The sequence below is a fragment of the Streptomyces sp. NPDC050806 genome (assembly GCF_055586425.1).
Map to the genome: position 1 here is coordinate 406862 of NZ_JBVJIF010000011.1, position 18429 is coordinate 425290.

The 18429-nt window shown below is 72.6% G+C and carries 15 protein-coding genes; 8 read left to right on the plus strand and 7 right to left on the minus strand.

The genetic code is table 11. The features are described 5' to 3' along the window. Positions 1-34: 34 nt before the first annotated feature. Positions 35-1384 carry a 4-aminobutyrate--2-oxoglutarate transaminase gene (gene gabT / locus ACZ6WH_RS33465; RefSeq protein WP_469733182.1) on the minus strand — a complete coding sequence of 450 codons (1350 nt, stop codon included), beginning with the start codon at positions 1382-1384 and terminating at the stop codon, positions 35-37. A 255-nt stretch (positions 1385-1639) separates the two neighbouring features. On the opposite strand from gabT, the gene ACZ6WH_RS33470 reads away from it, so the two are divergent. The 5 genes from ACZ6WH_RS33470 to ACZ6WH_RS33490 all read left to right on the plus strand — a co-directional run bounded on the left by ACZ6WH_RS33470 (position 1640) and on the right by ACZ6WH_RS33490 (position 9775). Continuing rightward, on the plus strand, positions 1640-3805 hold the full coding sequence (locus tag ACZ6WH_RS33470; RefSeq protein ID WP_469733184.1) for an ATP-binding protein: 2166 nt from the start codon (positions 1640-1642) through the stop codon (positions 3803-3805). A 169-nt stretch (positions 3806-3974) separates the two neighbouring features. Continuing rightward, positions 3975-5606 (plus strand): PucR family transcriptional regulator, encoded by a 1632-nt coding sequence (locus ACZ6WH_RS33475; protein WP_469733186.1) that lies wholly within the window; start codon positions 3975-3977, stop codon positions 5604-5606. 248 nt (positions 5607-5854) lie between these two features. Beyond that, complete coding sequence (locus ACZ6WH_RS33480) at positions 5855-7315, plus strand: aldehyde dehydrogenase family protein (RefSeq protein WP_469733188.1); 1461 nt, start codon at positions 5855-5857, stop codon at positions 7313-7315. Positions 7316-7486: 171 nt separating this feature from the next. Then, the gene (gene rpmF, locus ACZ6WH_RS33485) at positions 7487-7660 is read left to right on the plus strand and encodes a 50S ribosomal protein L32 (RefSeq protein ID WP_399710859.1); all 174 of its coding nucleotides are present in this window, start codon (positions 7487-7489) and stop codon (positions 7658-7660) included. Between the two features lie 195 nt (positions 7661-7855). After that, positions 7856-9775 carry an acyl-CoA dehydrogenase family protein gene (locus ACZ6WH_RS33490; protein ID WP_469733190.1) on the plus strand — a complete coding sequence of 640 codons (1920 nt, stop codon included), beginning with the start codon at positions 7856-7858 and terminating at the stop codon, positions 9773-9775. Between the two features lie 145 nt (positions 9776-9920). Here ACZ6WH_RS33490 and ACZ6WH_RS33495 read toward each other — a convergent pair whose 3' ends face one another. The 6 genes from ACZ6WH_RS33495 to ACZ6WH_RS33520 form a co-directional block, all read right to left on the minus strand. Then, on the minus strand, positions 9921-10418 hold the full coding sequence (locus ACZ6WH_RS33495; protein WP_469733192.1) for a flavin reductase: 498 nt from the start codon (positions 10416-10418) through the stop codon (positions 9921-9923). 95 nt (positions 10419-10513) lie between these two features. Beyond that, a complete protein-coding gene (locus ACZ6WH_RS33500; RefSeq protein ID WP_469733194.1) occupies positions 10514-11278 on the minus strand; it encodes an SDR family NAD(P)-dependent oxidoreductase in 765 nt (254 codons plus the stop codon). After that, positions 11275-11673 carry a hypothetical protein gene (locus ACZ6WH_RS33505; protein ID WP_469733196.1) on the minus strand — a complete coding sequence of 133 codons (399 nt, stop codon included), beginning with the start codon at positions 11671-11673 and terminating at the stop codon, positions 11275-11277. Before ACZ6WH_RS33505 ends, ACZ6WH_RS33500 begins: the two co-directional genes overlap by 4 nt. Before the next feature lie 102 nt (positions 11674-11775). Then, a complete protein-coding gene (locus ACZ6WH_RS33510) occupies positions 11776-12936 on the minus strand; it encodes an acyl-CoA dehydrogenase family protein (RefSeq protein ID WP_469733198.1) in 1161 nt (386 codons plus the stop codon). A gap of 177 nt (positions 12937-13113) precedes the next feature. Continuing rightward, on the minus strand, positions 13114-14613 hold the full coding sequence (locus tag ACZ6WH_RS33515; RefSeq protein WP_469733199.1) for an ATP-binding protein: 1500 nt from the start codon (positions 14611-14613) through the stop codon (positions 13114-13116). A 26-nt stretch (positions 14614-14639) separates the two neighbouring features. Next, positions 14640-15260: a response regulator transcription factor gene (locus ACZ6WH_RS33520; RefSeq protein WP_469733201.1), complete on the minus strand. Its 621-nt coding sequence runs from the start codon at positions 15258-15260 to the stop codon at positions 14640-14642. 247 nt (positions 15261-15507) lie between these two features. Here ACZ6WH_RS33520 and dxr point away from each other — a divergent pair, with 247 nt between their 5' ends. From dxr to ACZ6WH_RS33535, 3 genes are all read left to right on the plus strand, one after another. Further along, entirely contained in the window at positions 15508-16773 is a 1266-nt protein-coding gene (gene dxr, locus ACZ6WH_RS33525; RefSeq protein WP_469733202.1) for a 1-deoxy-D-xylulose-5-phosphate reductoisomerase, read from the plus strand. Beyond that, positions 16770-18074, plus strand: a complete 1305-nt coding sequence (locus tag ACZ6WH_RS33530; protein WP_362209091.1) for a M50 family metallopeptidase — start codon at positions 16770-16772, stop codon at positions 18072-18074. Before dxr ends, ACZ6WH_RS33530 begins: the two co-directional genes overlap by 4 nt. Positions 18075-18259: 185 nt before the next feature. Then, positions 18260-18429, plus strand: a 170-nt coding sequence (locus ACZ6WH_RS33535) for a flavodoxin-dependent (E)-4-hydroxy-3-methylbut-2-enyl-diphosphate synthase (RefSeq protein WP_469733240.1), incomplete at its 3' end; no start/stop codon positions are given.

The window sequence follows — 18429 nt, forward strand, 5'->3', positions numbered from 1 at the left end:
TTCTTCGCTCACCTGAACCAGGCGGCGGGGTGGATCAGAGGGCCGCGAAGGCCGACTCCAGGATGTCCAGGCCCTCGTTCAGCAGGTCCTCGCCGATGACCAGCGGCGGCAGGAAGCGGATGACGTTGCCGTACGTACCGGTCGTGAGGATCAGCAGGCCCTCCTGGTGGCAGGCCTTGGCCAGCGCCGCGGTCGCCTCCGGGTTCGGGTCCTTCGAGCCGGACTGCACCAGCTCGATCGCGATCATCGCGCCGCGGCCGCGGACCTCACCGATGATGTCGAACTTCTCGGCCAGGGCCGTCAGACGGGCCTTCATGACCTCTTCGATGCGCTTGGCCTTGCCGTTCAGGTCCTGCTCGCGCATGGTCTCGATCGCACCGACGGCGGCGGCGCAGGCGACGGGGTTGCCGCCGTAGGTGCCGCCCAGGCCGCCCGCGTGCGCGGCGTCCATCATCTCCGCGCGGCCGGTCACGGCGGCCAGCGGCAGACCACCGGCAATGCCCTTCGCGGTCGTGATGAGGTCCGGAACGATGCCCTCGTCCTCACACGCGAACCACTGCCCGGTCCGGCAGAAGCCCGACTGGATCTCATCGGCGACGAAGACGATCCCGTTGTCCTTCGCGAACTTCGAGATCGCGGGCAGGAAGCCCTTGGCCGGCTCGATGAAGCCGCCCTCGCCGAGCACCGGCTCGATGATGATCGCGGCGACGTTCTCCGCGCCGATCTGCTTGGTGATCTGCGAGATGGCCTGGTCCGCGGCCTCCTGGGCGCAGTTCTCCGGGCCGGTCAGCCAGCGGTAGGGGTAGGCCAGCGGCACCCGGTAGACCTCGGGCGCGAACGGCCCGAAGCCGTGCTTGTACGGCATGTTCTTCGCCGTCAGCGCCATCGTCAGGTTCGTACGGCCGTGGTACCCGTGATCGAACACGACCACGGCCTGCCGCTTCGTGTAAGCACGCGCGATCTTGACGGCGTTCTCGACGGCCTCGGCGCCGGAGTTGAACAGCGCCGACTTCTTCTCGTGGTCGCCCGGGGTCAGCTCGGCGAGCTGCTCGCAGACCTCGATGTACGGCTCGTACGGCGTGACCATCGCACAGGTGTGGGTGAAGTCCGCGAGCTGCGCGGCGGCGCGCCGCACGACGGCCTCCGCGCTGCTGCCGACCGAGGTCACGGCGATGCCGGAACCGAAGTCGATCAGCGAGTTCCCGTCCACGTCCTCCAGGACACCGCCGCCGGCGCGCTTGATGAACACGGGCAGGACCGCACCGACGCCGGCCGCCACGGTGGCCGACTTCCGCTCCCACAGCTCCTGCGACTTGGGGCCGGGGATCGCGGTGACGACGCGGCGCTCCTGGGGGAGGGCGGGGCCTCCGGTCAGTTCGGTCATGGGAGTCTCCTGGAGGGAACGAGGACGCGGACGCACAGAGGCGGCGTACTACGTGACGTACTAAGGGTTGCGTTCGCAGGCTAGGGGCGGTCCGGCGGCCGGGGCATGCACCGTTCGGGAGAAGTACGGGGGTCGCGTTGTCCGCACCGGACATAGCGCGGGCCGGGTATGCCGACGGCGTACGGCCAGTAGATTGATCCGCGGCACACCGCCCACCGCACCGCCACCGCTGACTAGGGGGAACAGGGACACCGGATGGACACCGAGGGCACGCACGACGCACGCAACACCCACTCGGCCGAAATCCCGCGACCGGCGGGGGGACCCGGTGGGGCCGGGGGGCCGGCGCCGGTTCCGCCACCACCGTCCGTACCGCCGGCACCCCCGATGCCGGCGCAGCTCGCGCCCACCGAGGCGGGCGAGCCGCCGGTCGTCGGCTGGCTGCGCGCTTCCCGCCCCGAAACGGAGCCGGGAATCTGGCGGTACGGCCACCGGGTGCGGCCGCCGGAGGAGCCCGACCGGGCGCCGACGCGGCAGCTCGTCAGCGGTGCGGTGATCTCCTTCCTCTGCGGCTGGCTCCTGTGGTCGCTGTTGTGGAACGGCTATCTCGGCGGGTACTGGATGTGGCCGCTGGTGGCTCTGACGCCGGACTCCTGGCGACAGGCGGGCGGAGACAAGATGGCGTACGTCTGGGCGTCGTACATCTACTACGGCCTGGTCATCGCGGCGTTCCTCGTCGTCTTCGGCCGGCTGGGGCGCTGGGCCGAACTGGGGCGGCGGCTGGCCGCCCCCCTGGTACGCGAAGCACGGGACCACGCACCGAAGGCCGCCCCGTCCCCCGAGGAGGACGGCTCGCTGTGGCCCGCCCTTCGGCAGGGCGGTGCCCCGGACGCCGCGGAGAAACTGGCCGCCGAGGCCCGCAGCGGTCGCATGAACGATGTGGACGCCGCCCGGATCGAGCGCGCCTGGCGTTCGGTCCGGGCCGGACGGAACTCCCTCGCCTCGTTCACCGACACGGTGCTGCGCCACGGCGCGGCGGCCTGTGCGCACCCCTCCGGACTGCGGGATCTGCCGCACCGCGGGGCGCGCCACGACTTGCTGGCCGGCCAGGTGCGGATCGGAACCGCTCTGGACGACCTGCGCAACCCCTATCAGCACCGAGGCGCGGGGATCGCACTGCAGCCCGGGCTGCTCGGTACGTCCCTGCTGGCTGTCGGCCCGCCGGGGAGCGGCAAGACGAGCCGGCTGACCCGGCCCGTGGTCGAGGCGATGTGCCTCCAGGCGCTGGCGGGCCGAACGGCCGTGGTCGCCGTCGGGGCGGCCGGTGCCGAGCTGGGCCCGGACGCCGCCTTCGACGCCATCGTGACGGCCGGTCGTCCCGACTCTCCCTGCGACCTCGACCTCTACGGCGGGACCAGTGATCCCGACGAGGCGGCTGCCGTGTTGGCGGAGGCGTTGGTGGGGGACGTGGTCGCCGGCGCGGCGGGGGCGGAGAGCCGGCGGGCCGCTACGGTGCTGGGGCAGGTGCTCGGGCCGTTCCGGACGGCGCACGGGCGGTTCCCCGGGGTGGCCGAGCTGCGGGAGCTGCTGGACGGGGTGCCGGAGGCGATGACCGGGCTGCGGACCGCGCTGGAGACGGCGGGGGAGCAGGGCGCGCTGCGCGAGCTGGACGCGCGGGAGCGGCAGGCGGCGTGGGCCGGGGACGCCGGGGCGCTGCTCGCGGACCGGATCGCGCTGCTGGACCGGCCCGCGTTCGCCGGGTTCTTCGACCCGGCGGGGCGGACGCGCCAGGTGTCGCTGCGGGCGCTGGACCGCCCGCTGCGGGTGCGGATCGACCTGCCGGAGCGCGGGCACGCCGACGCGTCGCGGATTCTGGCGCGGCTGGTGCTGGCGCAGTTCACGGAGTGCGCGGTGGCACGGGCCGATCGGTCGGTGTTCGCGTGTCTGGTGCTCGACGACGCCTCGCACGTCGTCACGCAGGAGGCGCTGCGGGGGCTGCAGCGGCTGCGGTCGGCGAACGCGGGGGTCGTGCTGACGCTGCGGGCGCTGGACGACGTGCCGGAGCAACTGCGCGGGGCGCTGCTCGGCACGGTCGGCTGCCGGATGGCGTTCGCGGGCGTGACGACGTGGGACGGCGCGCGGTTCGCCGAGGTGTGGGGCAAGGCGTGGGTGGAGACGCGGGACGTCACCGACCGGCAGATCGTCTCCGACGAGCCGTTCACCAAGCTGATGCACTCGATCAGGCGGCTGGTCACGGGCAAGGACGTGACGGCGAAGGCGGTCACCGTACGGACGGTCGAGCGGGAGCGGTGGTCGGCGTCGGACCTGGCCAATGCCGTACCGGCCGGGCACGCGGTGCTGTCGGTGACGTCCGTGACGGGGGAGACGGCCCCGCCGGTGCTGGTCGACCTGCGGGGGTGAGCCGGTGGCGGGCCGGTGGCGCCCTTGCCCGCTTCCGCCGCTCCTCGGGCCGCGGATGCGGGCGCCGGGATTCCTCCGCTGAGGCAGAATTGATGGTGGTCGTTCGTACGGGACGGAGAAAACCCGACGGAAAAACCCCGGCTCCCGCCGCACGCGCATCGAAGGTCCCATGCCTCACACCCTCGCCTCCCTCGCCCACCACTCCGCGCTCAAGCTGACCGTGCTCGCGGGCGAGGACCGGCTGGACACCCCCGTCCGCTGGGCGCACGTGAGCGAGCTGATCGACCCCGTCCCGTACATGGAGGGCGGCGAGCTCCTGCTGATCACCGCGCTCAAGCTGGACGCGGAGGACCCGGAGGTCGCCCGGCGGTACGTACGGCGGATCGCCGGCGCCGGCGTGGTGGGCCTGGGCTTCGCGGTCGGGGTGAACTACGAGGACGTGCCGGACGCGCTGCTCACCGCGGCCCGCGAGGAGGACTTCCCGCTGCTCGCGGTGCCCCGCCGGACGCCCTTCGTGGCGATCAGCAAGGCCGTCTCGGCGTCCGTGGCCGCCGACCAGTACCGCGCGGTGACCGAGGGGTTCGAGGCGCAGCGGGAGCTGACCCGCGCGGCGCTGTCCGCCGAGGGCCCGGCCGAGCTGCTCGCCCGCCTCGCCGCGCACCTGAAGGGCTGGGCAGCGCTGTACGACGCCTCCGGCGCTGTGGTCGCCGCGGCCCCCGACTGGGCGGCCCGCCGCGCCGCCCGGCTCACCGGCGACATCGGCAGGCTGCGCGAACGCCCGGCCCCCGCGAGTTCGGTGGTCCCGGACGCCGAGGGCGAGGACCGGGTGGAGCTGCAGTCGCTGGGCACGGGCCGCCGGGCACGCGGCGTGCTCGCGGTCGGTACGGGCGCCCCGCTGGGCACGGCGGAGCGGTACGCCATGCACTCGGCCGTCGCCCTGCTGACCCTGACCACCGAGCGGTCCCGCGCGCTGCAGGAGGCCGAGCAGCGCCTCGGCGCCGCGGTGCTGCGGATGCTGCTGGCCGGCGAGCCGGACCACGCGCGCGGCGTGGCCGGGCGGCTGTACGGCGGGCTGCTGGACACGCCGTTCCGGGTGCTGGTGGCCGAGCCGGTGCCCGGGAGCGGCGGCGAGGAGCGGCCCGCGGCCGAGGCGACGGCGGCGCTGGACGCGCTGGCCGACGCGATGGAGTCGGCGGCGGCCCGCAGCGGCGAGGCGGTGCTCGCGGTCCCGGGCGACTCCCGGCTGACGGTGCTCGTGGCGGACGGCGGCGCGGCGGCCGAGGCGTGCGCGGCACACGCCGCAGCGCTGGAGGCCCGCGCAGGCGCGAGCGCCCCCAAGAGCGCGCCCGGCGCCCTCCGCGGCACCCCGGGCCTGGCCGCCGGCCTCTCCGCGCCCGCCGGTCCCGCCGCGGCGGCGGCCGCCCACCGGCAGGCCGAGCAGGCGATGTCGGTGGCCGGGCGGCGCGGCCGGGCGCTGGTCGAGCACGAGGACGTGGCGGCCGGTTCCGTACTGCCGCTGCTCGCCGACGACGCCGTACGGGCCTTCGCCGACGGCATGCTGCGCGCCCTGCACGACCACGACGCGACCGGCCGCGGCGATCTCGTCGCCTCGCTGCGCGCCTGGCTGTCCCGGCACGGCCAGTGGGACGCGGCCGCCGCCGACCTGGGCGTCCACCGTCACACGCTGCGCTACCGGATGCGTCGCGTCGAGGAGATCCTCGGGCGCTCCCTGGACGACCCGGACGTCCGCATGGAACTGTGGCTGGCCCTGAAGGCGACCACCTTCTCCCCGGAAGCCTGACCAGCGGGCCGCACCGGTCGAAGGCCCGCAGGCCCGCAGGCCCGGAGGCCCGCAGGCCCCTCCCGCACTCGCCAATCCGTAGGACCCGGCCCGTGGAGTAGTACGTCCCGGACAAACACCGGTCCGGGAGTGCGCACCTACCGTGGATCCCGTCCGGAAGGGCGACCGAGGCCGGGCGTGGCGGGAACCGCCGCGCGTACCGGGCGGCGCGCCACTCACCCCGCCACCGAGAAGGGCCGGTAACCACTGTGCCGATCCGTAATGACGCAGCCACCACGGCTTTCTGGCTCGCCGGCCGAGAGGCGACCGGCACGGAGACCTTCGAGGTCACCTCGCCCTGGGACGGCCGCACCGTCGGCACCGTGAGCGTGCCCACCGAGGAGCAGGTCGAGGAGGCCGTGGCCGCGTCCGTCGCGGTGCAGGCCGAGTTCGCCGCCACCCCCGCGCACGTGCGCGCCGCCGCGCTGGACCACGTCACCAAGCGCCTGGTGGAGCGTACGGAGGAGATCGCGCAGCTGATCTCCGCGGAGAACGGCAAGCCGATCAAGTGGGCGCGCGGTGAGGTCGGCCGCGCCGTGTCGGTCTTCCGGTTCGCCGCGGAGGAGGCCCGCCGCTTCAACGCCGGCGAGGCCATGCGCCTGGACACCGACGGCGGCGGCGCGGGCCGTCTCGCGCTGATCCGCCGGGTGCCCAAGGGCACCGTGCTCGGCATCGCGCCCTTCAACTTCCCGCTCAACCTGAGCGCCCACAAGGTCGCCCCGGCGATCGCGGCCGGCGTGCCGATCATCCTCAAGCCCGCCCCGGCCACCCCGCTCTCCGGCCTGATCCTCGGCGAGCTGCTGGCCGAGACCGAGCTGCCGGCCGGTTCGTGGAGCATCCTGCCGGTGCCGAACGACCGGATGCCCGCGCTGGTCCAGGACGAGCGGCTGCCCGTGATCTCCTTCACCGGTTCCGAGACGGTCGGTTACGCGATCATGGACTCGGTGCCGCGCAAGCACTGCACCCTGGAGCTGGGCGGCAACGGCGCGGCCGTGATCCTCGCCGACTACGCCTCCGACGCGGACCTGGACTGGGCGGCGCAGCGCATCGCGACCTTCTCCAACTACCAGGGCGGCCAGTCCTGCATCTCCGTGCAGCGCGTGATCGCCGACGCGAGCGTGTACGACCGGCTGCTGCCGAAGATCGTCGAGCGCGTCGAGGCGCAGGTCACCGGCGACCCGACGGACCCCGCGACCGAGGTCGGCCCGCTGGTGAGCGAGGCCGCCGCCGAGCGCGTGGAGTCCTGGGTGGACGAGGCCGTGCAGGCCGGCGCGCAGCTGCTGGCCGGCGGCAAGCGCGAGGGCGCCACGTACGCGCCGACCGTGCTCGCCGACCTGCCCGAGGGCACCACGCTGGCGTGCGAGGAGGTCTTCGGACCGGTCCTGTCCGTCCAGAAGGTGGACGGCGAGGAGGCGGCCTTCGCCGCCGTCAACAGCTCCAAGTACGGCCTCCAGGCGGGCGTGTTCACGCACGACCTGCAGACCGCCTTCCGCGCCCACAAGGTGCTGGAGGTCGGCGGCGTGATCATCGGCGACGTGCCGTCGTACCGCGCCGACCAGATGCCGTACGGCGGCGCCAAGCAGTCCGGTGTGGGCCGCGAGGGCGTCCGCTACGCGATGGAGGACTACACCTACGAGCGAGTGATGGTGATGACCGGGCTGGAACTCTGACGCTTCCGGCCGTAGAGCCGGACACTGGACAGCAGGGGCCGGGGCGCGTATCGGGCGCGCCCCGGCCCTCCGGTTTGCCCGGACGTGGGCGGTACCCCCTCCCGTAAATATGGGAATCATTTTCATGTAGGCTGGCGTCCGTATCGCACCCCTTGTCACAGGAGGCAGGCCATGGCCGTCCCGAAGCGGAAGATGTCCCGCGCCAACACCCGGCACCGCCGTTCCAACTGGAAGGCCGGCACGCCCGATCTGGTGCCGATCACCATCGACGGCAGCCAGTACACCGTGCCGCGCCGTCTGGTGAAGGCGTACCAGCGCGGGCTGATCGATCCTCCGCGGGCCTGACGGCGGCGGGCCGGACGGCGGGCCCGGGGTCACGGCTCCGCGTCCGTGTGCGCGAGGACTGGTGCAAGTCGTGCGGATCGGGTACAGACTCACAAGTAGCACTGACCGGTAGCCAGCCCGGGCAGGCCACTGACCGGTAGCCGATCCCGGCGGACCGGTACGGACCACCGACTCCGCGGTGAGGTGACCCTCCTCATGACGGCTCCATCCACCCGCAACGTCTCCGAGCGCGAAGCCCGGCAGGTCGCCGAGGCGGCCCGTGAACAGGACTGGCGCAAGCCCAGCTTCGCCAAGGAGCTGTTCCTGGGGCGTTTCCGGCTCGACCTCATCCACCCCCACCCCACCCCTGCCGCGGAAGCGGTCCAGCGTGGTGAGGAGTTCCTCGCCAAGCTCCGCGACTTCTGCGAGACGAAGATCGACGGTGCGCGCATCGAGCGTGAGGCGCAGATCCCCGACGAGACCATCAACGGTCTCAAGGAGATCGGCGCGCTCGGCATGAAGATCGACACCAAGTACGGTGGCCTGGGCCTCACCCAGGTGTACTACAACAAGGCCCTGTCACTGGTCGGTTCCGTCAGCCCGGCGGTCGGGGCGCTGCTCTCCGCGCACCAGTCGATCGGCGTACCGCAGCCGCTGAAACTGTTCGGCACACAGGAGCAGCGGGACCAGTTCCTGCCGCGGTTGGCCCGTACGGACATCTCCGCGTTCCTGCTCACCGAACCGGACGTAGGTTCGGACCCGGCCCGGCTGGCCACCATGGCCGTACCGGACGGGGACGACTACGTACTCGACGGCGTCAAGCTGTGGACGACCAACGGAGTCGTCGCCGACCTGCTCGTCGTGATGGCGCGCGTACCGAAGTCCGAGGGGCACAAGGGCGGCATCACCGCCTTCGTCGTCGAGGCGGGCTCGGACGGCATCACCGTGGAGAACCGCAACGCCTTCATGGGTCTGCGCGGCATCGAGAACGGCGTCACCCGCTTCCACCGGGTGCGGGTCCCGGCCGCGAACCGTATCGGCCCCGAGGGCGCCGGCCTGAAGATCGCGCTGACCACGCTGAACACCGGTCGGCTGTCGCTGCCCGCGATGTGCGTGGGCGTCGGCAAGTGGTGCCTGAAGATCGCCCGTGAGTGGTCGGGGGTGCGCGAGCAGTGGGGCAGGCCGGTCGCCGAGCACGAGGCGGTCGGCGGGAAGATCTCCTTCATCGCGGCCACCACCTTCGCGCTGGAGGCCGTCGTCGACCTCTCCTCCCAGATGGCCGACGAGGACCGCAACGACATCCGCATCGAAGCGGCCCTCGCCAAGCTCTACGGCTCGGAGATGGGCTGGCTGATGGCGGACGAGCTGGTGCAGATCCGCGGCGGCCGGGGCTTCGAGACCGCGGAGTCGCTCGCCGCACGCGGTGAGCGCGCCGTCCCCGCCGAGCAGGTGCTGCGCGACATGCGCATCAACCGGATCTTCGAGGGCTCGACGGAGATCATGCACCTGCTCATCGCCCGCGAGGCGGTGGACGCCCATCTCTCCGTCGCCGGTGACCTCATCGACCCCGACAAGTCCCTCCAGGACAAGGGCAAGGCGGCGGCGCGGGCCGGCGGCTTCTACGCCCGCTGGCTGCCCAAGCTGGTCGCCGGGCCGGGCCAGGTGCCCGGTACGTACGCGGAGTTCGGCGAGCTGGCGACGCACCTGCGGTTCGTCGAGCGGACCTCCCGCAAGCTCGCGCGCTCCACCTTCTACGCGATGTCGCGCTGGCAGGGCCGGATGGAGACCAAGCAGGGCTTCCTCGGCCGGATCGTGGACATCGGCGCCGAGCTGTTCGCGATGAGCGCCGCGTGCGTACGGGCCGAGCACCTCAAGGCCACCGGCGAGCACGGCCGCGAGGCGCACCAGCTGGCCGAGGTGTTCTGCCGGCAGGCCAGGATCCGGGTCGAGGAGCTGTTCGCCAGGCTGTGGACCAACACCGACGACCTGGACCGCAAGGTCGTGGCCGGGGTGCTGACCGGTACGTACACCTGGCTGGAGGAGGGCGTCATCGACCCCAGCGGCGACGGTCCGTGGATCGCGGACGCGACGCCGGGGCCCGCGCAGCGGGAGAACGTGCACCGGCCGATCAGGTAGCGCGTGCACGGCGCATCCCGGTGGACGTGCACCGGACGGATCCGGTGACGGGCGGATCCGTCCGGTGACGGGACGGGGGACGGGCCGGTCCTCGCGAGCAGGGGACCGGCCCGTACTGGGTCCGGCGGGAACAGGGGCCGCGGCCTCAGGCGGACCGCAGCCGGTGGAACCTGCGGCCGAACCAGGCCAGGCCCGTGCCGTCCTGCCGGATGCGCAGCCGCTCGACCCCCACGAAGAGCACGCTGTGCGAGCCCATGGGCGTCACCTCACGGACCGTGCCGACGGCCGCGACCACGGCGTCCCGCAGCACCGGCACCGGCTCGGCCGCGTCCCACAGGTCCCAGGCGAAGCGCTCGGCCATCGTGGTCCCGGTGGCGCCGGAGAAGTGCCGGGCGAGCTCCTCGTGGCCACCGTCCAGGACGTTCAGGCACAGCCGCCCGTTGGTACGGAACACCTCGTGCTGGGCGCTGCGCCGGTTGACGCAGACCAGGAGCGTGGGCGGGGAGTCGGTGACCGAGCAGACGGCGCTGACGGTGAGGCCGCAGCGCCCGGCCGGGCCGCCCGTGGTGAGCACGGAGACCGCGGCCGGCAGCCGGGCCATCGCCTCGCGGAAATCCGCGGCGGCCGGTCCTTCGGTGGTCATGGCCGAGACCCCTTTCACGTCGTGTTTCACGTCGTGCGCCCGCCGCTTCCCGTAGCCGGGTTCCGTGCGCTTCCCGTGTGCGATGCCCATCCGCCTCACCTCATGTACAGGCCGCCGTTGGCGTCCCAGCAGGCGCCGGTGACCGAGGCGGCGTGATCGGCGGTGAGCAGGGCCACCGTGTCGGCGATGAACGCGGGGGAGCCGAGCGTCCCCACCGGGATGCTCCCGACCACCGCCGCGAGCCTGTCGGCGGGCACGCTCTCGCGCACCACCGGCAGGTCCAGCGGCCCCGGCGAGACGGCGTTGACCGTCACCCCGCGCCCGGCCAGCTCCCGCGCGAACACCTTCGTCAGCGTCAGCACCCCGCCCTTGGCGGCCGCGTAGTGCGCGCCGGTGGCGGTGCCGCCGTTCTGCCCGGCGAGCGAGGCGAGGTTGACGATGCGGCCGAAGCCGAGCTCCGCGAAGTGCGCGCCGAGCACCTGGCAGCCGAGGAACGCGCCCTCCAGGTTGGTGGCCACCACGTCGGAGAAGCTCTCCGGTGAGATCGCCATCAGCTCCTCGACCTGGGACCGCCCCGCGTTGTTGACCAGGATGTGCGGCCCGCCCCAGCGCGCCGCGAGGTCGTCGCGGGCCGCCTCGAAGCAGTCCTTGCGCCGTACGTCCAGGAAGAGGCCCGTGGCACGGTCGCCGGCGGGGTCCAGCTCCGCCGCCGCGGCCGCCGCGCCCTCCGCGTCCAGATCGCCCAGCGCGACCCTGTGGCCGGCCGCGAACAGCCGCTCCGCGATGGCCCTGCCCAGGCCGCGCGCGGCGCCGGTCACCAGCGCCACCCGGCCGGCGGGCGCGGCAGCGCCGCCGGTCATCGCGCGGCCTCCCGCTCCGCCGCGGGCAGCGCGACGTCCTCGCGCACGGTCAGCGGGCGGCCGACGCGCGCCTCGATCTTGGCGTACCGCCACAGCGCGTGCGCGCCGATCCGGGTCGTACGGAAGAGGTTGCAGGCGGCCGCGACGGTCTGCTGGTCGGCGACGTCGGCCAGCAGATAGCAGGTCCACGGCCAGCCGTCGGACGGGCCGACCACGTGCTGGTCGTCGTCCATGGTGCCGAGGAGGGTCACGCCGGGCAGTGCGGCCAGTTCGCTCGTCATCGAGGAGAACGCCTGCCAGACCTCCCCGATCCGGTCGGTGGGCAGGTCGAAGAAGTTCTGGTTGACGCCGATGCAGAAGAGGACACGCAGGGGTCGGTCGGCCGGTTCGGTCATGGGTTCCTTCGCTCGCTTTCGGTCGGTACGGGAAGGGGGAGGGCGATTCGCCCGGTACGGGAGGGCGTTCGGTCGGTACGGGGCGGGGGAGGCCGGTCGGGATCACGGGTAACCGGGGAACGGGTCGGCGCCCAGCAGCACCGCGCCGGCCCCGTCGTAGATGCCCTCCCCGAGGAAGGCGTGCAGCGGGACCACGGAGGCGTCCCGCAGCCGGCGCTGCAGGGCGTGGTCGGAGGCGGCGGCCCCGGTGCCCGCGAGCTGGTAGGCCGTGCGGACCACGTCGAAACCGGTGCGTGCCGCGTGCGTCGCGGCCAGCCGCAGCAGGCTGGTGCGCTCGCGCCCCGCCTCCTCGCCGCGCGCCACCGCGTCGTACACCTCCTCGGTGATCTCGTAGAAGAACGCGCGGGCGGCGCGCAGCCGGGCCTCCGCCTTCGCCACCCCCATGCGGTAGTACGCGCGGCCGGCGAGCCGGGGCGCGCCGGTCGAGCCGGTGCCGCCGCCCTCGCGGATCATCTGGTCCAGGGCGGCGCGGGCCACGCCGAGGTTCACCACCGCCAGCACCTGCGCGGCGTACGCGAGCGTGGGGTAGCGGTACAGCGGCTCGTCGACGCTCGGGGCCCCGCCACGCACGAACGTCCGCTCCTCGGGGACCACCACGCCGTCCACGGCGAGATCGTGACTGCCGGTGCCCTCCATGCCCACCGCGTCCCAGTTCTCCACCACGCGGACCTGCCCGGGGTCGAGCACCGCCGTGCGGGGCCGTCCCGCACCCGGCTCGCCCGTGCCGATCCCGACCCCGATCAGGTCGGCGCCCAGACAGCCGCTGGCGAACCGCCACCGGCCGCTGACCTCGAAGCCGCCCGGGACCCGCTCGGCCGGCTGGACCGGGAACAGGCCGCCGGCGAAGGCCAGGTCGGGCCCGTCGGCGTACAGCGCGGCAAGGGTGTCCAGGGGGAGCGCGGCGAGATAGACGCCGGAGAAACCGAAACTCGCCACCCAGCCCGCCGACCCGTCCACGGCGGAAATCCGCTCGATCATGGCCAGGAAGCGGGCCGGCGGCAGGGCGTCCCCGCCGAACCGGCGCGGCGTACTGGCACGGTAGATCCCGGCCTTTTTGAATTCCGCCACCATGTCCTTCGGCACATGGCGCTTTTCGGTGAACTCCGCGCTCCGGCGGGCGACCTCGGCGAGCATCGCGGCGAACTCCTGCGATGCGCACTCCGCCGACTCCGGGACCGTGGGTGAATCCGCTCCGGCTGCCATGGAAACTCCTCGCCTCGCTGGTCGGAACCGCCTCAACTGGCCGTACTCGGCGGCGAGTTCGACGCTACGGGCGGGCCGTGGCGGCCACAATGGGAGAACCCCCGGGCCGGTGCGGGAGGTTTCCTTGCCCCGATGGGGATTTCCCTTACGCTCCGGCCGACGGCAGGGCGAAGACTCCTACTCCGTGGCCAACGGCAGCGCGAAGGAGAACACCGCACCGCGCGACTCGTGATCGTCCGCCGAAATGCGGCCGCCGTGCCGGGTGATGATGCGGTGGCTGAGCGCCAGCCCGATTCCGCTGCCGTTCTCCTTCGAGGTGAACACCCCGTCGAAGATGCGGTCCCGCGGAATTCCGGCCAGCCCCGGGCCGTGATCCCGCACCCGCAGCTCCCCGTCCTCCCCGGCGCGCCGCGTCGTGATCTCTACCCGGCGTTCCGCGGGCGGCAGCCCCGCCACCTCGTCGACCGCGTTGAACGCCAGGTTGAGCACCACCTGGCCGATCAGGACGGCCTCGCAGCGCACCGGCAGCGGCTCCGCCGACAGCTTCAGCGCGACCTCCGCGCCGCGCTGCCCGGCCCGCAGCCGGAAGAAGTACGCACAGTCCTCGACGATCGCGTTCAGGTCGGTCAGCTGCTCGGACTGCTCCAGCCGCACCACATAGCTCCGCAGCCCGGCGATGATCCGGCTGGCCCGCTCGATCTGCCGGCTCGCGTGGTCCAGGCCCCAGAGCACCGACTCCCGGTCCGCGCCGTCGGTAGCCGCGAGTCTGCCCCGCGCGCCCGCCACGAAGTTCGAGGCGGCGGCCAGCGGCTGGCTCAGCTCGTGCGCGATGGCCATGGCCATGTCGCCCATCGCGTTCTCCCGCGCCAGATGGTTCAGGTGCTGCAGGTCGCGGCGGTGCTCCTCCTCCTCGCGCACCCGGTCGGTGATGTCGTGGAACAGCAGCAGCGCGCCCCGCAGATCGCTCTCGATGTCGATGCGCTGGCAGGTGGCCGCGAACCACTTCACCGCCGCGTCGCCCGCCGCCATCCGGTACCTGGCGTGCTGTGGCGGCGCCCCCGCCCGTGCCGCGGCCACCGCCCGCCGCAGCCCGGCCGCCGAGCCGCCCCGGCACCGGGCCGCGAGATCACTGCCGGTCAGCGCCGCGGCCTCGGTGCCGAGCAGCTTGCCCGCCGACTCACTCGCGTAGGAGACCCGGGCGTCGTCGTCCAGCACCACGATGCCCTCGGCGAGATTCGGCAGGAACGCCCGCAGCCGGCCCTCCGTCCGGAACAGGTCCCGGCGCACCGCCTTCTCCTCGGCGATGTCCCGGAACTGCACCATCACCACCGCACGGGAGGGCAGGTCCACCCGGATCGCGATCGCCTCGGTCAGGATCTCCTCGCCCGAACGGGACCGGTAGCACCACTCCGTCGCGCTCGTACCGTGCTCCGCCGCGCGCTGCAGCCACGCCACGCCGGTCTCCCTGCGGTACTGGCGCGCGTTGCCGCTCATGTCCGGCGCCTTCAGCGGCCGCAGCTCGTCCACCGTGAACCCCAGCAGGTCACAGGCGGCCCGGTTGGCCCAGAGGATGTCCTTGGTCCGGGCGTCGTGCACCAGCACGCAGTACTTCAGCGCCTGCACCAGCCGCCGGTAACCGTCCTCCTCGTCCCACGCGTCCGCCTCGGGATGGTCCATCGGGTCCTCCGCCTCTCACTCCGCTCTCACCCGGCGGACGGACCCAGCCCCGCCCGGTACATGTCACGCGCCAGCGTGGTGATGCTGCGCGCGCCGGTCTTCTCCCGGATACGGGTGCGGTGCACGTCCACCGTCTTGACGCTGATGCCCAGCCGGGACGCGATGTGCTTCCCGGCCAGCCCCTCGATGACCAGGTGCAGCACCTCGCGCTCGCGCGGACTGAGCCGCGCCAGCCGGGTGCGCAGCGCCCGCTCCTCGGCGGCCCGCGCGAACCGTTCCCGCGCCGTGCGCAGCGCGCCCTGCACCACGTCGAGCATGTGCTGCGGGTCGTACGGCTTCTCCAGGAAGTCCACCGCGCCCCGCTGCAGCGCCCGTACCGACATCCGGATGTCACCGTGCGCCGACACGAAGACCACCGGGATGACGGAACCCGCCCGGTTCAGCTCCTCCTGGAGCTGGAAACCGCCCGCGCCCGGCATCCGTACGTCCAGCACCAGGCAGGCCGGCCGCGCGGGATCGTAGGACGCCAGGAAGGTGTCGACGTCGTGGTAGCAGCGCGCCGTGATGCCGACGGACTCCAGCAGCCAGGCCAGTGACGCGCACAGCTCCCGGTCGTCGTCGACGATGTGCACGACGGGCGCGGTCACCGGCTCCCCACCTCACAGTTCGTTCACGGCTCACCGAAACGTTCACCCAGAGGCTAAGCAGCGGCAGCCACCAGCGACAGGGCCCACCCGCCCGCCGTGCGTACGGGATATGCCGGGGTGGCTACGGCTTTCCCCGATTGACAGCGGGCCCCCGCACCACCCCCCGTGCCTCCCGACGCCCCCGCCCGGACCGATCATCCGCGAGCTGGTGTCCGCACTCCGGACGTGACCGGCCACAATGGTGCCCATGACGGAATCCCTCGCCCATCCGCATCTGCGTTTCACCCCGTCGGCCGCCGCACCCGGCGAGCCACGCGACATCGTGATCCTCGGCTCCACCGGCTCCATCGGCACCCAGGCGATCGATCTCGTCCTGCGCAACCCCGACCGCTTCCGCGTCACCGGCCTGTCCGCGGCGGGCGGCCGGGTCGCGCTCCTCGCCGAGCAGGCCCGGCAGCTGCGCGTCGGCACGGTCGCGGTGGCCCGCGAGGACGTGGTGCCCGCGCTGCGCGAGGCGCTGGCGGATCAGTACGGACCGGGCGAGCCGCTGCCGGAGATCCTCGCCGGACCCGACGCCGCCACCCGGCTCGCCGCCACGAAGTGCCACACCGTCCTGAACGGCATCACCGGCTCCATCGGCCTCGCCCCCACCCTCGCGGCCCTGGAGAGCGGCGCCTCCCTGGCGCTCGCCAACAAGGAGTCGCTCATCGTGGGCGGCCCGCTGGTCAAGGCGCTCGCGAAGCCCGGCCAGATCGTCCCCGTCGACTCCGAGCACTCCGCGCTCTTCCAGGGCCTGATGGGCGGCCCCCGCGAAGAGGTGCGCAAGCTGGTCGTCACCGCCTCCGGCGGCCCGTTCCGCGGCCGCAGCAAGGCCGAGCTGGCCACCGTCACGCCCGAACAGGCCCTCGCGCACCCCACCTGGGCCATGGGCCCGGTCATCACGATCAACTCCGCGACCCTGGTCAACAAGGGGCTGGAGGTCATCGAGGCGCACCTGCTGTACGACGTGCCGTTCGAGAAGATCGAGGTCGTCGTCCACCCGCAGTCCTACATCCACTCCATGGTCGAGTTCACCGACGGCTCGACCCTCGCCCAGGCCAGCCCGCCCGACATGCGCATGCCCATCGCGCTCGCCCTCGGCTGGCCCGAGCGGATCCCGGACGCGGCCCCCGGCATCGACTGGACCAAGGCCCACACCTGGGAGTTCTTCCCGCTGGACCAGGAAGCCTTCCCCTCCGTACCGCTCGCCTGCCACGTCGGCACGCTCGGCGGCACCGCACCCGCCGTCTTCAACGCCGCCAACGAGGAGTGCGTGGACGCATTCTTGAAGGGCGGGCTGCCCTTCACAGGAATTGTCGATACGGTCGCCGAAGTCGTCGCCGAGCACGGCACGCCCGCGCCGGGAACGTCCCTGACCCTCTCGGACGTACTGGAAGCGGAGACCTGGGCGCGCGCCCGCGCCCGCGAACTGGCCGCCCGCGCGGCACGCACACCATCGGAGGCCCGCGCATGACGACCTGGATGACCATCCTCGGCATCGTCGTCTTCGTCGTCGGCCTGCTCTTCTCGATCGCCTGGCACGAGCTGGGGCACCTGTCGACGGCCAAGATGTTCGGCATCCGCGTGCCGCAGTACATGGTCGGGTTCGGTCCGACGATCTTCTCCCGCCGCAAGGGCGACACCGAGTACGGCATCAAGGCCATCCCGGCCGGCGGCTACATCCGCATGATCGGCATGTTCCCGCCCGGCGACGACGGCAAGCTCTCGGCGCGCTCCACCTCGCCCTGGCGCGGAATGATCGAGGACGCCCGCTCGGCCGCCTTCGAGGAGCTGCAGCCCGGGGACGAGAAGCGGCTCTTCTACACCCGTAAGCCCTGGAAGCGCGTCATCGTGATGTTTGCCGGGCCGTTCATGAACCTGATCCTCGCGGTCGTGATCTTCATGAGCGTCCTGATGGGCTTTGGCATCAACACCCAGACCACCCAGGTCGGCTCGGTCTCCGACTGCGTCATCGCCGCCTCGGCCAAGACCGACAAGTGCCCGTCCGACGCCAAGGACTCCCCTGCCAAGGCCGCCGGGCTGCGGGCCGGCGACAAGATCGTCGCCTTCGACGGGCGTCCCGTGCCCGACTGGAACACCCTCCAGCAGGCCATCCGCGACACCACCGGACCCGCGACGATCACCGTACGGCGGGACGGCGCGGAGAAGGTGCTGCAGGCCGACCTGATCAAGAACAAGGTCGCCAAGACCGACGGCCACGGCGGCTACGTCACCGACCAGTACGTCACTGCCGGCTTCCTCGGCTTCACCCCCGCCAGCGGCATCGTCCGGCAGGACTTCGGCCAGTCCGTCGACCGCATGGGCAACATGGTCAAGCAGGGCGTCGACTCGCTGATCGCGCTGCCCGGCAAGGTCCCCGACCTGTGGAACGCCGCCTTCAACGGCGGCGAGCGCAAGCAGGACTCCCCGATGGGCGTGGTCGGCGCGGCCCGCGTCGGCGGCGAGGTCTTCTCCCTGGACATCCCGCCCTCGCAGCGTGTGGCGACCATGCTCTTCCTGGTCGCGGGCTTCAACCTCTCCCTCTTCCTGTTCAACATGCTCCCGCTGCTGCCCCTGGACGGCGGACACATCGCGGGCGCCCTGTGGGAGTCGCTGCGCCGCGCCTTCGCCAAGGTCTTCCGGCGCCCCGACCCCGGCCCCTTCGACGTGGCGAAGCTCATGCCCGTCGCCTACGTCGTCGCCGGCATCTTCATCTGTTTCACGCTCCTGGTGCTGGTCGCGGACGTGGTGAACCCCGTACGGCTGACCGGCTAGAAGTACGGCCCGAAGCCCGCTTCGGAACGCCGGGCACTCGTGCGAACACGCACGGGTGTCCGGCAACCGTCCTTTCGGGCGGTGTAAACCCGCGCGATGTGCCTACGGCAATCCCCGTGACGTAACCTCGGCCACGGAGCCCGCCGATCTCGGGTCCTTGATCACACCTTGGGGAAGCTCGTCAGATGACTGCCATTGCGCTGGGAATGCCGGACGTTCCGACCAAGCTCGCCGACCGCCGTGTCAGCCGCAAAATCCACGTCGGTCCGGTGGCCGTGGGTGGTGACGCGCCGGTGTCCGTGCAGTCGATGACGACGACGCGTACGGCGGACATCGGGTCGACGCTGCAGCAGAT

Bases quoted from the DNA above. Each gene is read 5' to 3' on its own strand.
- ACZ6WH_RS33510 (WP_469733198.1), bottom strand. From the start codon at position 12,936: ATGGCAGCCGGAGCGGATTCACCCACGGTCCCGGAGTCGGCGGAGTGC.
- ACZ6WH_RS33490 (WP_469733190.1), top strand. From the start codon at position 7,856: ATGACGGCTCCATCCACCCGCAACGTCTCCGAGCGCGAAGCCCGGCAG.
- ACZ6WH_RS33505 (WP_469733196.1), bottom strand. From the start codon at position 11,673: ATGACCGAACCGGCCGACCGACCCCTGCGTGTCCTCTTCTGCATCGGC.
- ACZ6WH_RS33530 (WP_362209091.1), top strand. From the start codon at position 16,770: ATGACGACCTGGATGACCATCCTCGGCATCGTCGTCTTCGTCGTCGGC.
- ACZ6WH_RS33500 (WP_469733194.1), bottom strand. From the start codon at position 11,278: ATGACCGGCGGCGCTGCCGCGCCCGCCGGCCGGGTGGCGCTGGTGACC.
- ACZ6WH_RS33470 (WP_469733184.1), top strand. From the start codon at position 1,640: ATGGACACCGAGGGCACGCACGACGCACGCAACACCCACTCGGCCGAA.
- rpmF (WP_399710859.1), top strand. From the start codon at position 7,487: ATGGCCGTCCCGAAGCGGAAGATGTCCCGCGCCAACACCCGGCACCGC.
- dxr (WP_469733202.1), top strand. From the start codon at position 15,508: ATGACGGAATCCCTCGCCCATCCGCATCTGCGTTTCACCCCGTCGGCC.
- ACZ6WH_RS33495 (WP_469733192.1), bottom strand. From the start codon at position 10,418: ATGACCACCGAAGGACCGGCCGCCGCGGATTTCCGCGAGGCGATGGCC.
- ACZ6WH_RS33475 (WP_469733186.1), top strand. From the start codon at position 3,975: ATGCCTCACACCCTCGCCTCCCTCGCCCACCACTCCGCGCTCAAGCTG.
- ACZ6WH_RS33515 (WP_469733199.1), bottom strand. From the start codon at position 14,613: ATGGACCATCCCGAGGCGGACGCGTGGGACGAGGAGGACGGTTACCGG.
- gabT (WP_469733182.1), bottom strand. From the start codon at position 1,384: ATGACCGAACTGACCGGAGGCCCCGCCCTCCCCCAGGAGCGCCGCGTC.